This is a genomic window from Kitasatospora sp. NPDC034023 (assembly GCF_055575795.1).
The window spans coordinates 43,076-56,278 of record NZ_JBVIRY010000005.1; the positions used below are offsets into that span (position 1 = coordinate 43,076).

A 13,203-nucleotide genomic window follows, 5' to 3' on the forward strand; every position below is an offset into this window, starting at 1 on the left:
CGTGCCGACCTCCGTAACCGCTTCACCTGGACGAACATCCTCGTAGCGGGCGCCTGTTGACACTCCCTGACACCCCCCGGGTCGCGGGCGCTAAGGAAGCGTCAAGAACGGTGCCCGGCGGTGTCAAGGAGGCGTCAGGGAGCGCTCTACCCGGGGTGGTGTGGCACTAGCGTCGCGCGGCGGAAGAGAGATCAGTAGCGAGAAGCGGCAGACAGAAACGGTTCTGCGTTCGGGTTCGCCGGTTATGTCCGGGGCACCGGCGGGCCGTGCCACGGGGGAAAGGGACGTGTGGTCATGACGACCTCCACAGAGCACAGGGACGGGGCGGCGGCCACCTCGAAGGAGGAAAGCCCGCCCGAGACGGCGGAACCCGTCCCGCCGGGCGCCCTCGCCCGCCTCGTCCGGGGCGCCCGTACCGTCGGCAGCCGGGCCCACTGGACCACCCCGCGCCTGGTGCGCGGCCTCACCGCGCTGAGCCTGGCCGCCCTGCTCGGCCTCGGGGTGACCGCCACCGTGGTGCTCGCCGGGGCCCGCGACGGGACCGACACCATCGGCCACCGGGCCGCCCCGCAGGCCACCCGCGCCGCCGACCTGTACTTCGCGCTGAGCGACATGGACGCCCAGGCCGCCAACCTGCTGCTGGTCGGCGCCGACCCCGAGTACACGACGCTGCGCACACAGACCCTGGACACCTACGAGCAGCGCCGCGCCCAGGCCGACGACGACCTCCAGCAGGCCGCCCAGGCGGCGACCGACGACCAGGCCGGGCAGCGCGCCGTCCAGCTGGTGCTCGGCCGGCTCGGCAGCTACGAGGCCCTGGTGGCCCGGGCGCAGCTGCTGGAGGAGCAGGCCGGGTCGCCGGCCGGTCAGCCCTCGCCGGCCGCGCTGGAGACCTACCGGCAGGCCACCGACCTGCTGCGCGGGCAGCTGCTGCCCGCCGCCGACCAGGTCACCGTCGCCAACGACGCCGCCGTCGAGCGCGTCTACCAGCAGCAGCGCGACGCGCTGGGCAGCGGCTGGTGGTGGCTGCTCGCCGTCGGCCTGCTTGCCCTCGTCGTGCTGCTCGGGCTCCAGCGCGCCCTCGTCGTGCGCTACCGCCGGGTGGTCAATCCGGCGCTGGCCGCCGTCACGCTGCTGACCGGCGCGGTGCTGGTGATCGGGCTGAACCTGGCGGGCCGGGCCGAGGACCACCTGGTGACCGCCAAGAGCAACGCCTACGACTCGGTGATCGCGCTCAGCCGGGCCCGCGCCGTCGCGTACGACATGAACGCCGACGAGAGCCGCTACCTGATCGACCCGACCCGTGCCGTCGCGTACGAGCAGGTCTTCCTCGAGCAGACCCAGGCGATCGCCCGGATCGAGGGCGCCACCCTGGCGGACTACAACGCCCGGCTGGCGGACGCGGCCGAGCGCCACCGCGCCGACCGCGCGGTGGTCCCCTTCGGCGGCTACCTCGGCAGCGAACTGCGCAACGTCACCTTCGCGGGGGAGCAGGACGCCGCCGAGCGCGTGCTGGACACCTTCCGGCAGTACCAGGCGACCGACCGCAGGATCCGCGACCTGCGCACCGCCGGGAAGCTCAAGGAGGCGGTCACGCTCAACACCGGCCTCTCGAAGGGGCAGTCCAACTACGACTTCGAGCAGCTGGGCAACGCGATCGGGGACACCATCGCGATCAACGCCGCCGCGATGGACCGGGCGGTCGCCGAGACCGACGGCGACCTGGACGGCACCACCGCGGCCCTCGCGGCGGGTGTGCTGGCGGTGGCGCTGGGCCTGACCGCGATCGGGGTGCGGCCCCGGCTGCGCGAGTACCGGTAGCCGGAGGCGCGGTCGGCTTCAGCGGAGCCGCTGGTCCTCGGTCTCAGCGGAGCCGCCGGTACTCGGCGTCCGGGTCGAGTTGGCGCCGGTACTCGACGTGCAGCCGGACGGTGCCGTCCGGTCCGGCCAGCCCGGCGAGCGGGCCCCGGCCGGCCGGCAGCGGGCGCGGCCGCGGCCACTGCTGGGCGAGGACGGCGAGCGCGGTGCCGTCGGCGCCGCGCACCACCCAGGTGGCGCGGCCGCCGCCGATCAGTGGCAGCCGGGGCCGGGGGAGCCCGAGGGCGGTGAGGGCCGCCGGGACGTCGAGGCCGTCGGGGAGGGCGGCCGTCGCGGTGTGCGGGGCGTCCACGTCGTCGCCGGCGGCGACGCTGTCCCGGGTGAGGAGGATGCGCATGACGCGAGGTTAGCTCGCGGCGGAGCTCACCCGGGTGCCGGATTGACAAGCCACCTTGCCGTACCGGCAAATGGCAGGCATGGTCGACGAAGACTTCGAGAGCGTCCTCACCACGGTGGGTCCCCGGTTGCGGGCCCTGCGCCGGGAGCGGGGCACCACGCTCGCCAAACTGGCCGCGGCGACGGGCATCTCACTCAGCACCCTGTCCCGGCTGGAGTCCGGGCAGCGCAAGCCGACCCTGGAGCTGCTGCTGCCGCTGGCCCGGGAGTACCGGGTGCCGCTGGACGAACTGGTCGGCGCACCGGCCACCGGCGACCCGCGGATCCATCCGCGCCCGGTGACCAGGAACGGCCAGACGATCATCCCGCTCACCCGTCACCTGGGCGGGATGCACGCGTTCAAGCACATCGTGCCGCCGGGCCGGAACACCGAGCCGGAGCCGGAGTTGAAGGTCCACGAGGGCTACGAGTGGCTGTACGTGCTGTCCGGCCGGCTGCGGCTGGTGCTCGGATCGCGCGACCTGGTGCTGACGGCCGGTGAGGCCGCCGAGTTCGACACCCGCACCCCGCACGCGTTCGGCAACGCGGGCCCGCAGCCGGTGGAGTTCCTGAGCCTGTTCGGCCCGCAGGGCGAGCGGATGCACGTCAGGGCGCGCCCGGGAACCTCTGTTCGGTAGGTTCGTTCCTGACAGGGGGTCTCCGTTGGGGCTCCCGTCAGGCCGTCGGGAGGGGCCGAGAACATGAGTGTGCAGCAGAGCGCGGAGTCCGGCGAGAGCGGCGGAGCCGGGGAGCGCGACGAGGCCGAGGCCGAGGACGGCCGGGCGGCCGGGGGCGGGGGCGGGGGCGTGCGCGCGAGCGCGGGGCCCGGTGCGGGGTCGGGCGCGGGGTCGGGCGCGGAGCCTGGCGCAGGGGAGGATCCGGACAAGGGAGCGAAGCGCCCGCGGAAGAAGCGCCCGTTCTGGCAGGAGCTGCCGATCCTGCTGGTGATCGCCCTGCTGCTCTCGCTCGGCATCAAGACCTTCTTCGTGCAGGCCTTCTCCATCCCGTCCGGGTCGATGGAGCAGACCCTGGCGATCGGTGACCGGGTGCTGGTGGACAAGCTCACCCCGTGGTTCGGCGCGGAGCCGGAGCGCGGGGAGGTGGTGGTCTTCCACGATCCGGGCGGCTGGCTGGAAAGCACGCCGACCACCTCCGGCGACTCCGTCATGGACTCCGCCCGGAAGGCGCTGAGCACCGTCGGCCTGATGCCCTCGGCGGACGAGAAGGACCTGATCAAGCGGGTGATCGGGGTCGGCGGGGACACCATCCAGTGCGAGGCGGGCGGCCCGGTGAAGGTGAACGGCTTCGCGCTGGACGAGCCGTACCTGTTCCCCGGTTCGACGCCCTGCGACGACGACCCGGTCGGCACCATCACCGTGCCCAAGGGCAAGCTCTGGGTGATGGGCGATCACCGCAACAACTCGCGGGACTCCCGCTGGCACCACAACGTGACCGGCGACGGCTTCGTGCCGGTGGGCAACGTGATCGGCCGGGCCTTCGTGGTGGCGTGGCCGCTGTCGAACTGGTCCACCCTGCCCGTGCCGGGCACCTTCGACAAGGTGCCGGCGGGGGCGGCCGGGGCGGCCGGCGCCCCGTTCGAGGCGCCGCCCGCGTCGGCGGCGCTCGCGCTGGCCGGGGTCGTGCCGGTGGCGCTGTGGCGGCGCCGGCGGCCGGTGCGCACGGGCCGCTGAGCTGATCCGCCCACCGGCTCGGCCCGATTCGGCTCGGCCCGTTGGGGATTGGGTCGACCGGCTTCGACGAACCCCTCCCGCCGTTCTCTACACGCCTGTAGAGTCCTGAGGTGTGCTGTGCTGCACCTCCGGCCGCGACGGCCGCCCCGCACCGGGCGGCCGCCGCGGCCGAGGCCGGGTCGGGAGGCGGAGCCGTGATGGAGAGTCAGTGCGGTCCCCGGGGAGCCGAAGAGCCGGCGGACCGGGAGAATCGGGTGGACCGGGTCGACCCGGCGGACCGCGACGTCCAGTGGGTCTACCAGCCGGTCGAGGTGGACCTCGGCGACGGCGTCTGGGCGCTCGGCCGGATCAGCGGCTGGTGGCAGGACACGGCCGGCGGGCGCTGGTGCCGGCTGCGGGTCGGTCGCAGCGGTCGGCCCGCGCGCTGGGAGAGGTTCGACCCGGCGCGGGTGCTGTTGTTACCGGTCGCGGGGCTCTGAACAGCCCGGCCGCAACTCCTTGGCGGAACCGTCGGGCGGCCCCTGTCGTCCCTGGGAGCGACCGCCGACATGCCACTTCAGCGACCGGGGACGACGTGACTTCGGAGATCTACTTCAGCAGCAACTACCGCGACCTGTGCGAGCAGCACGGCACCGGCGCGGGCTTCCAGTTCGAGTTCTCCTGCTACCGCTGCTCGGACACCTGGCGTTCGCCGTTCGAGGCGTTCCGGACCGGCCAGATGGCCGGGTGGATCGGCAAGGGCGTCAGCGCGGCCTGGAACCTCATCGGCGGCAACGCCAACACCATCAGCAACGCCGCCGACGGCCTGGCCGGTCAGACCTGGGGCGGCTCGCGGGACGCCGCCTTCCAACGGGCGATCGCCAACGCCCAGACGCACTTCAACCGGTGCGCCCGGTGCACCCACTACGTCTGCGGCCGCTGCTTCAACCCCGCCCAGGGCCTCTGCTTCAGCTGCGCCCCGGACACCGCGGCCGAGGCGATGGCGGCGCAGCACCGCGGCCTCAACGACGCGGTCAGCGACCGCGCGTACAAGGCGGGGCAGCAGTCGGGCGCCGCGTTCGACGTCGACGCGCCGCGCCAGCTGGTCTGCCCGCAGTGCCACACCGAGACGCACGGCACGCCGTTCTGCCCGGGGTGCGGCTTCCGGCTGGCGCAGGCCGTCCAGTGCGCGAGCTGCCACCAGGACGTTCCGGACGGTGCCGCCTTCTGCCCGTCCTGCGGGACGAGACGCTGACGCGGAGTCGGCGCGGAGGGCGAGACGGCGGGGCGACCCCGGGACGGCGGTCCGGGGCCGCCCCGCCGTCGTGTGCGGGGGAGCGGCCGCGGGCCGCCGCTCAGCCGTACGAGACGTTGGCGCAGGGGTCGTCGTCCGCCGAGCGGGCGGTGCCGCTGACGCTGGTGGGCAGCGGGGCCGGGGTGGTGGCGCCGGGGGCCGAGGTGGCGGCGGTCGCCGGGTTGGCGGCCGCGAAGTCGTGGCCGAGGACGACGTTGACGCCCCGGCCGCCGGGCTGGACGGTCGCGCCCGGGAACAGCTTGGCGACCGCCTCGGCGGAGCCGCGCTCGCCCGCGCCGTACTCGACGACCGTGGTGCTGCGGGCCTTCCCGGTCGCGTTGCCGACGGTGGTGACGGTGTATCCGGCGCCCTTGACGGCCTCCGCGGCCTTGCCGCCGAGCCCGGCTTGGCCGGTGCTGTTGAGCACGGAGACCTTGATGTCGGCGGCCCTGGCGGCATCCGTGGTCGGGGTCTCGGACGGGGTGGGTGTCGCCTCGGCGGCGGATCCGGAGCCGGCGGGCGCGCTCGCGTCCTGGCCGTCGATGGTGCGGTCGGCCTTGAGGGCGGCCCAGAGCTGGTCGACGTCCGGGTGGACCAGGGCGACCCGCGGTCCCTCGTAACGCCAGGGCGTGGTCAGGAACTTGACGTCGTGCAGGTCCACGTTCTTGAGGGACATGGCGAAGTCGAGCAGTTTGGCGGCCGAGCCGAGGTCGGGGTCGACGGTCAGCGACTTGGTGGCCGCGTCGGCGAGCGGCAGCAGGGTGGTCGGGTCCATGCCGCGGGACTTGATCTCCTTGATGAGGGAGGAGAGGAAGGCCTGCTGGCGCTTGGTGCGGCCGATGTCGGAGCCGTCGCCGATGCCGTGGCGGACCCGGACGTAGTCGAGCGCGGTCTGGCCTTCGACCTTCTGCTTGCCCTTGGCGAAGATCAGCTTGCCCTTGTGGCCCAGATTGGGGTTGAGGTCCCCCTCGTGGATGTCGTTCGGGAGGCAGACCTCGACGCCGCCGACCGCCTTGGTCATCGAGGCGAAGCCGTTGAAGTCCACCACGATGGTGTGGTCGACGCGCAGGTTGGTCAGCTTCTCGACGGCGTTCTGGGTGCAGGCCGGGTTGCCCTGCTCGGTGTTGCCCACGGAGAAGGCGCTGTTGAACATCACATTGGTCTGCTCCTTGGTCCACTTGCCGCCGGGCAGCTTGCACGGCGGGAGGTTGACCAGGGAGTCGCGCGGGATGGAGATGCCGACGGCGTGCTTGTGGTCGGCGTAGACGTGCAGCAGGATCGCGGTGTCCGAGCGGGCGCCGCCGTCCCCGCCGCCGCCCAGGTCGCTGTTGCCGTTGCCACGGCTGTCCGAGCCGATCAGCAGGACGTTCACCGGGGTCCGGCCCTGGGCGTCCGGGGCCGCGGCCTCCGGGCGGTCCTTGCTGACGGCGTCGCGGTCGAAGGTGGAGATGTTGCTGTCCAGGCGGTAGTAGAGGGCGCCACCGGCGAGGAGCACGAGCGCGGTGCAGCCGGCGGTCGTCCAGAGCACCTTCTCCTTGGTGCTGCGCTTGGGCTTCTTCTTCGCCCGGCTCGCCGGACGGCCGTCCGCGGTGTCCGCTGTGTCCTTTTCGCCCCGATCCGGAGTGGCCTTTCGGCTCGCCGCCCGGCGTCCGCCCGCCCGGTTCGGCGAAATCTCGGCGTCGGGGGAACCCTTGCGGCCAGACACGTCGTCATCCTCCACAGTTGCCACGGAGCCCCCGTCGGAGCGGTGGGCTTGCGTGGCCCGGGGCCGGAGCCGATCCGGGCGAGGGCCCGTCGCCAAACTTTTACACCGCTGTAGAACTTCAGTGGAGCATACTAGGCGCAGATGAGAAAACCAGCTGGTCAGACCATGAGAATTGGCTGACCGGGCTCATCCACACCACCCCGAACCCGCACGAGGAGCACGATGACTCACCGGATCGCACGTTCGATAGCCGGCGCCCTGGTGGCACTGCTGGCCGCCGCAGGCCTCACCGCCGCGGCGTCGAGCGCGACGGCCGTGGCCGCACCCCGAACCGTCGCCGCTGCCGCGTCCGGCCCCGGCGCACCGGCCTACGCGGGCCGGGCCACCGCCGCACCGGCCGCCTCGTCGATCGCCTCGTCCGTCGCCCCGTCGAGCAGCGATGCCTCGCACCTCGCGGCCAAGGACACCAAGAAGAAGAAGGGCTTCCTCGCCAAGCTGGGCAAGTTCTTCCTGGTCGTGATCATCCTGATCATCCTCTTCTTCGTGCTCCTGATCGTCGGGATCATCTACGCCGCGAAGCGGATCTTCAGCCGCCGCAAGTAGGCACAGTTCGCCGACACTCCCGTCCGGGCCGGCTCGACACCGGCTCACCGACGTTGATGCGGAGCCGCCCCCGAGGGCGGCTCCGCGCACGACCTGCCCAGCCGTACGGCTAGTGTCCGGTCACGTCCTTCATGGCGTCCTTGGCCTTGCGGCCGGCCTGGGCGATGTCGCCCTTGACCTGGTCGCCTTTTCCTTTGGCGATGAGTCGTTCATTGCCGACCGTCTTGCCAGCGGCTTCCTCGACCTTGCCCTTGGTCGTGGTCGCGGTGTGCTTGGCCTTCTTGCCGACACTCATGGTGTCCTCATTCCTCGAGGAGACGGGATCCATTGACGCGTATGCCCCGGGTCGGCGATTTCAGACCCGTGGCCTGCGGAAATGTGAAGCCCGAGCCGGTCCGCGAGCCGGCGGCGCCGCGGTCGGTCGCGGTCGGTCGGGGTCAGTCGGGGGCGAGGAGGGGGCCGAGCGGGCCGAGGTCGATGTTGAGGTCGTCCGGGGTGAGACCGAAGTGCTCGCGCAGCTCGTCGACGCGTTGTTCCAGGGCCATCAGGGTCAGGCCCAGGGACTCGACCTGGTCGTCGTCGAGGTCTCCCTGGTCGATGCGACGCAGGGCCTGGCGCTCCATGAGCTGGTGGACCAGCTCGACCAGGGCCAGGACCAGGCAGGTGAGGTCGCGGGCGACGGTCTCGGGTTCCAGCGGGACGCGGCGGGCGGCCTGGGGTTGTGTGTCGGGCGCGCTCACGTCGGCTCCTGGTCGGTGGCTTGGGTCGCGGCGCGGACCGAGGCGATCATGGCGCGCAGGCTGATCCGCACGAGGTCCACATCGGCGATGGACAGGGTGATCTCGCCCGCGATGACGACCCCGCCGGCCAGCAGACGGTCCAGCAGGTCGACCAGGGCAACGTTCCGCTCGGGCACGGTGGGCGGCAGCCCGGGCCGGGCGGTGGGGGGTCGGGAGCCGGTGGTCATCGCTGCTCATCGCCGGGTTGGACGGCCGCGGTGAAGGAGTAGGGCGGCCAGGGGCCGGTCGTCTCCAGGCGCAGGCCGGGAAAGCGGGCGGACGCCGCGTCGACGGCCGCGTGGAAGGCGGCCGTGCGGGCCTGCTCGACGAGGTAGGCGCCGTTGAGGACCATGGGCTCGGTACGGCCGACCGTTTCGGGCCGCTGCAGGGGGTGGCGGGTTGCCTCGGCGGCGGCCTGCGCGAGCGCGGTGTGGACGTCCTGGGCGTCGTCCGCGGCCTGCTGCTGGTCCTGCTCCCGGCGGTGGTGCTGGGCCTGGCGGCGCAGGAGGTAGGCCGTGCCGGGGCGCGCCGCCGGATCCTGCCGGGTATCGCCGCTCTCGGCGGCGGCGTCGGGCGTCGGGCCGGCGAGCCTGGCGTAGGCCTTGACACCCCACTCGACGCGCCCGGTGACGCGCCCGAGTGAGGCGAGCAGTTCGTCGTGGTGCCGCTCGAGCATGGCGGCCGCCCGCCGGTCGTCCCGGTAGAGGGTGGCGAAGCGCAGGGGCAGCATCGGGGCCGTACGGGCGAGGGTGTCGACCACGCGGTGGTGCGCGCGGACGGCGTGCTCCAGCCAGGCGGCGTCCGCGAGGTGCGCGCGGAGCGGCTCCTCGTCGAAGTCTCCCCGGGGCACACTGCCGGCCAGCGCGGTCAGGTCCGGCGCGGCGATGGCGCGCAGCGTTTCGCCGGCCACACCGGTGAGACCGGGCGGGGGTGTGCATCCGGCGTCGGCGATGGCGTAGAGCCAGGTGTTGGTCGGCGGCTGGGTGCTCATGAGGGGTCGATCCGGGGCGTGCGCCGGGTGCGGGTGGTCTTGCGGGCGGGGCGGGGGGCGGCCACCTGCTCGGTAGCGGCGTCGGTGGCACTGGAGTCGTCGGTGGCACTGGAGGCGTCGGTGGCGGCGGACAGGCTGTGGGAGGCCTCGAGTTGGCCGAGGCGCTCGCGGAGGAGCCGGTTCTCGGTGGCGAGGTCGCGCCGGCCGGAGGAGAGACTCGGGTCGTGCTCCCACCAGTCGATGCCCATCTCGCGGGCCCGGTCGACCGAGGCGATGAGCAGGCGGATCTTGATCGTGAGGAGCTCGATGTCCAGCAGGTTGATCCGGATGTCCCCGGCGATGACGATGCCCTTGTCGAGCACCCGCTCGAGCAGGTCGGCCAGATTCGCGGACTGCGGAGCCGCGGAGGTCCTCGGCAGGTGCGACAGCGGGCCGGCGCCGCCGTAGCCGCTCAACTCACTCATGACAGCTCCTCGTTCGCCCGGCCCCGGTGATAGCGGCGTTCCCTGCGGTAGGAGACGAGCTCGCCCTCGGGATCCAGCACGACCTGGTAGACGGCCAGGATGTCGGTCGAATCGGGAATGCGGTGTGCCTCCAGCACCTCCACCCCCACCTGCCAACCGTCCTGGGTGCGGTCGAGCGAGGCGACGCCCTCCGGGCTGCGCCCGGTGAGGTCCTGGACGCAGATGGCCGCACGCACGGCGGCGCCTCGCGCGTCGAGCCGGTCGGCGGAAGGGGCACGGCGCCGGGGTGGTGCGGCGGGGTGCTCGGTCTCCTCCTGCGGCTCGGGGGAGCGGCGGCGGGGTGCGTGCCGCGTCGGATCGGACGTGGCGCGGCGCCGAGGGGCCGGGGCCTCGTCCTTCCGATCGGGCTTGGACGTGGGGCGGCGCCGAGGGGCCGGTGGTTCGTCCTCCCGATCGGGCGCGGACGTGGGGCGGCGCCGAGGGGCCGGGGCCTCGTCCTCCCGATCGGGCGCGGGCGCGGCCCGCCGCCGTGGCCGGGTGGGCTCGGAGTCCGCGGCGGGGCGGCGGCGCCGTGGAGGCTCCTCCGTGTCCCGGGGCGGGGCGGAAGGGCGACGGGGGCGTGGCTCGCGTTCGGGCATGGTCTACACCTCCAGGCCTCCGGCGGCGCCTTTGGCCTGCCACAGGCGCTGTACGAGTTCCTCCTCCTGCGCGGCGGCGTCCTCCTCACCGATCGTGCCGTTGGCGCGGGCTTCCTCCAGTTCGGCGAGCTGGGCGCGGATGGCCGTGGGGTCGGTCAGCTCCCGGCGGGCTTGCTCGTAGAGCTGTTCCGCCACCCAGACGACGCCGCGTACAGGGGCCAGGGGAAGGGTGAGCAGTCCGGTGATCAGACCCATGGCTAGGGCGCCTCCTCCGCGGGTGCGGCCTCGGCCACGGCGTCGGTGGCGAAGTCGTAGGGGGCGAGCGGGCCGAGCAGGCGTGTGGTGATGTACCCCGCCCAGTCGCGGGCGAGGTCTTCCGCGGCTGCTTCGAACGCGTCCCAGTCGGTCTTGGCGACGAGGAAGGACGCGCTGACCGCCTGGTCGCCGGACCCGTCGGCGGCGGGCGAGGCGTTGACGGCCGCCGCGAGCGGCGCGAGGCGTTCCAGTGCGATCGCGGTGTCGGCCTCCCGGTGGGCGGCGATCTCGTTCGCGATCATCTCGCCGAGACGCACCCGGTCGTAGTAGGCGGCCTCCTCCGGGAGGGCGGTGACCTCCTCCCGTAGCCGGGCGATGTCCTCTCGGTCGGTGAGTACCGTTCGCAGGATGCGGTCCTGCTGGTAGATCGCGCGCAGGGTGAACTGGGCGGTGTCGCGCAGGCCTTCCAGTGCGCGCAGGAATTCCTCCTCGTGGGGGGCGAGCAGGTCGTCGGCCACGGCCGACACGTCGCGGACCACCGCACCGAAGCGCAGCGGCAGCACCGCCGCGTGGGCTGCCACGGTGTCCAGGACACGCGCGTGGCCCCGCAGGTCGGCCGCGGTGCCCAGCGGTCGGTCGGTCACCACATCGCTGACCAGCGCCGCGATGCCCCGGTGTCGCACCAGGGTGACCGGCACGGGCGGGTCACCGATCCCCTCCAGTCCTGAGGGGTCGGCGCCCGCCGGCACGATGCCGTAGACGTAACAGGCCCGTTCGTCGGCGGGTGCACGGCCGTTCATCACTCGCGCTCCCTACGCTGGGTGCGCGAGCGGGTCCGGGGCCGTTCCTTGGGCTCGGGCTCCTCCTCGTCGTTCCCCGTGACCCGGTCGATCACTTCGCCGACCGTTTCCTTGACGCCTTCGAGCGCGCCTTTCGTCTTGCTCCGGGCCCCGCCCTGGCGCATGTTCTGCATCAGTTCGGGCAGCCCCTCGCTCTTGTCCTCCTTCAGGTCGAGGCGGTTGACCGCCTCGGCGAACCGCAGGTACGTGTCGACGCTGGCGACGACGATGCGCGCGTCGATGGTCAGCAGCTCGATCCCGACCAGGGAGACACGGATGTAGATGTCGATGACCAGTCCCTTGTCGAGGATCAGGTCGATGACGTCGACCAGACCGCTGGACGAGGGCCGGTCCAGGTAGTGGCTGGGACGGGGGGCGACGGTCATGACGGCTCACCTCACCCGTGCCGGCGCGCGCCTGCGGGCCCGTGGGACCGGTCGTTCGTCGGTGTCCGCCTGCGGGGGCTCCTCGTCCTCGTCCTCGTCCTCGGCGTCTTCGTCGTACTCGTCCTCGGCGTACTCCTCCGCCGGTTCCTCCTCGTCGTCGTACTGCTCGTCTTCGCTCTCGCGCTCCTGCTCCTCGTCCTCGCCATCCGGTTCGTCCTCCCATTCCTCCTCTGCGGCGTAGTCGTCCTCGGGCTCTTCCTGATCCTCGTCCTCCTGGTCCTGCTGGTCCTCCTCGTCGTACTCCCCGGGCTCCTCGTCGTACTCGTCCTCGCCTTCCTCGGCCGGTTCCTCCTCCTCGTCGTACTCGCCGGATTGCGGCTCCCGCTCGTCCTCGGAGTCGTCCTCGGCGTCGTATTCGGCCTCGTCCTCGTCCTCGGGTTCGTCCGCGGTTTCGTCGAAGCCGCCCTCGGCCTCTTCCTCTTCGAGGGCGTCCTCGTGGGAGCGCACGACCTCGCTGTCGCGGATCTCCCCGCGCCAGCCCTCGACCCCGTCCGGGTCGAGAATGGTGCGGGTCATCACGTGCCGGCGGAAGTGCTTGAGTTCGAGGCGTGTCCGCCGACCCTGGGCCCGCCACAGGTTGCCCGTGCGCTCGAACAGGCCCTTCGGGTGGTACTCGAGGACCAGGAGGATCTTGGTGAGGTTCGGCGTCAGCTCGTGGAAGGTGACGGTGCCGTCGGTGGAACCCTTCTCGCCCTGCGACCGCCAGACGATCAGCTCGTCCGGCACCTGCTCGATGATCGTCGACTCCCAGGTGCGGTGGGAGAGGAAGATCCCGGCCTTCCACTTGAGCTTCTCCTCGGACTCCTGAGACACGCTCTCCAGCCGTTTGGTGAAGCGGGGAAAGTCCTGGAACTGGGTCCACTGGTTGTAGGCGACCCGCACGGGGACACCGACCTCGATCTCCTCGACGATGTTGGTGACCTTGAGCTTGGCGCCCTTGCCTCCGCCTCCTCCCCCGCCGGTGAGCTTGTTGCCGACCATCTGCTTCACGCCTGCGGCTCCCGCACTCAGCAGAACCCGCATCGCGGACGTTCCGCCGCCCCCGCCCTGTTCACCGTGATCGTCGGAGGGACGACCGCCGCGCTCCACGTAGTCGGCGAGCCGGCCGGTGGTCTCCGCCACCTTGTCGCTCGCCACCGCGACGGCCCGTTCCCCCGCCGCGGTCGCCAACTCGCGCGCCTGTTGCAGCAGCCGGTCGGTGGGCAGTGCCTCCAGCACCTCGCCCAGCCCGCCCAGGCCTCGGTCCTTGGTCTGCTCGGCCATCAC

General features: G+C 72.6%; 18 protein-coding genes. 6 read left to right on the plus strand and 12 right to left on the minus strand.

From position 1 onward, the window contains the following. Positions 1-294 precede the first annotated feature (294 nt). The gene (locus ACZ52R_RS09200; RefSeq protein ID WP_465753239.1) at positions 295-1,821 is read left to right on the plus strand and encodes a hypothetical protein; all 1,527 of its coding nucleotides are present in this window, start codon (positions 295-297) and stop codon (positions 1,819-1,821) included. A 43-nt stretch (positions 1,822-1,864) separates the two neighbouring features. On the opposite strand, the gene ACZ52R_RS09205 is transcribed toward ACZ52R_RS09200, so the two are convergent. Next, positions 1,865-2,215, minus strand: a complete 351-nt coding sequence (locus tag ACZ52R_RS09205) for a hypothetical protein (RefSeq protein WP_465621823.1) — start codon at positions 2,213-2,215, stop codon at positions 1,865-1,867. 79 nt (positions 2,216-2,294) lie between these two features. Here ACZ52R_RS09205 and ACZ52R_RS09210 point away from each other — a divergent pair, with 79 nt between their 5' ends. The 4 genes from ACZ52R_RS09210 (at position 2,295) to ACZ52R_RS09225 (ending at position 5,178) form a co-directional block, all read left to right on the plus strand. Next, a complete protein-coding gene (locus ACZ52R_RS09210) occupies positions 2,295-2,891 on the plus strand; it encodes a helix-turn-helix domain-containing protein (protein WP_360500253.1) in 597 nt (198 codons plus the stop codon). Positions 2,892-2,954: 63 nt separating this feature from the next. Continuing rightward, positions 2,955-3,944 carry a signal peptidase I gene (gene lepB, locus ACZ52R_RS09215; RefSeq protein ID WP_465753240.1) on the plus strand — a complete coding sequence of 330 codons (990 nt, stop codon included), beginning with the start codon at positions 2,955-2,957 and terminating at the stop codon, positions 3,942-3,944. Positions 3,945-4,198: 254 nt separating this feature from the next. Beyond that, entirely contained in the window at positions 4,199-4,423 is a 225-nt protein-coding gene (locus tag ACZ52R_RS09220) for a hypothetical protein (RefSeq protein WP_360500259.1), read from the plus strand. 95 nt (positions 4,424-4,518) lie between these two features. Then, complete coding sequence (locus ACZ52R_RS09225; protein WP_360500261.1) at positions 4,519-5,178, plus strand: double zinc ribbon domain-containing protein; 660 nt, start codon at positions 4,519-4,521, stop codon at positions 5,176-5,178. Between the two features lie 100 nt (positions 5,179-5,278). On the opposite strand, the gene ACZ52R_RS09230 is transcribed toward ACZ52R_RS09225, so the two are convergent. Next, complete coding sequence (locus tag ACZ52R_RS09230; protein ID WP_465663596.1) at positions 5,279-6,922, minus strand: LCP family protein; 1,644 nt, start codon at positions 6,920-6,922, stop codon at positions 5,279-5,281. A 222-nt stretch (positions 6,923-7,144) separates the two neighbouring features. On the opposite strand from ACZ52R_RS09230, the gene ACZ52R_RS09235 reads away from it, so the two are divergent. Next, positions 7,145-7,525, plus strand: a complete 381-nt coding sequence (locus ACZ52R_RS09235) for a hypothetical protein (protein ID WP_465621830.1) — start codon at positions 7,145-7,147, stop codon at positions 7,523-7,525. 109 nt (positions 7,526-7,634) lie between these two features. Here the strand turns inward: ACZ52R_RS09235 and ACZ52R_RS09240 are convergent, their stop codons facing one another. The 10 genes from ACZ52R_RS09240 to ACZ52R_RS09285 form a co-directional block, all read right to left on the minus strand. Beyond that, on the minus strand, positions 7,635-7,820 hold the full coding sequence (locus tag ACZ52R_RS09240) for a CsbD family protein (RefSeq protein ID WP_465621832.1): 186 nt from the start codon (positions 7,818-7,820) through the stop codon (positions 7,635-7,637). 142 nt (positions 7,821-7,962) lie between these two features. After that, a complete protein-coding gene (locus tag ACZ52R_RS09245) occupies positions 7,963-8,265 on the minus strand; it encodes a gas vesicle protein K (RefSeq protein ID WP_360500273.1) in 303 nt (100 codons plus the stop codon). Next, positions 8,262-8,492: a gas vesicle protein gene (locus tag ACZ52R_RS09250; RefSeq protein WP_360500275.1), complete on the minus strand. Its 231-nt coding sequence runs from the start codon at positions 8,490-8,492 to the stop codon at positions 8,262-8,264. Before ACZ52R_RS09250 ends, ACZ52R_RS09245 begins: the two co-directional genes overlap by 4 nt. Next, the gene (locus ACZ52R_RS09255) at positions 8,489-9,295 is read right to left on the minus strand and encodes a GvpL/GvpF family gas vesicle protein (protein WP_465753241.1); all 807 of its coding nucleotides are present in this window, start codon (positions 9,293-9,295) and stop codon (positions 8,489-8,491) included. Before ACZ52R_RS09255 ends, ACZ52R_RS09250 begins: the two co-directional genes overlap by 4 nt. Further along, entirely contained in the window at positions 9,292-9,759 is a 468-nt protein-coding gene (locus tag ACZ52R_RS09260) for a gas vesicle protein (RefSeq protein ID WP_465663599.1), read from the minus strand. The genes ACZ52R_RS09255 and ACZ52R_RS09260 overlap by 4 nt, the downstream gene beginning before the upstream one ends. After that, positions 9,756-9,995, minus strand: coding sequence for a gas vesicle protein GvpO (gvpO, locus tag ACZ52R_RS09265; protein ID WP_396289086.1), 240 nt, complete (start codon positions 9,993-9,995; stop codon positions 9,756-9,758). Before gvpO ends, ACZ52R_RS09260 begins: the two co-directional genes overlap by 4 nt. A gap of 405 nt (positions 9,996-10,400) precedes the next feature. Beyond that, positions 10,401-10,652 carry a gas vesicle protein GvpG gene (locus ACZ52R_RS09270; RefSeq protein ID WP_360500283.1) on the minus strand — a complete coding sequence of 84 codons (252 nt, stop codon included), beginning with the start codon at positions 10,650-10,652 and terminating at the stop codon, positions 10,401-10,403. A gap of 2 nt (positions 10,653-10,654) precedes the next feature. Continuing rightward, positions 10,655-11,452 (minus strand): GvpL/GvpF family gas vesicle protein, encoded by a 798-nt coding sequence (locus ACZ52R_RS09275; protein WP_360500286.1) that lies wholly within the window; start codon positions 11,450-11,452, stop codon positions 10,655-10,657. Next, a complete protein-coding gene (gene gvpJ, locus ACZ52R_RS09280; protein ID WP_360500288.1) occupies positions 11,452-11,877 on the minus strand; it encodes a gas vesicle protein GvpJ in 426 nt (141 codons plus the stop codon). The genes ACZ52R_RS09275 and gvpJ overlap by 1 nt, the downstream gene beginning before the upstream one ends. Before the next feature lie 6 nt (positions 11,878-11,883). Continuing rightward, positions 11,884-13,200: an SRPBCC family protein gene (locus ACZ52R_RS09285; RefSeq protein WP_465663600.1), complete on the minus strand. Its 1,317-nt coding sequence runs from the start codon at positions 13,198-13,200 to the stop codon at positions 11,884-11,886. Positions 13,201-13,203 lie beyond the last annotated feature (3 nt).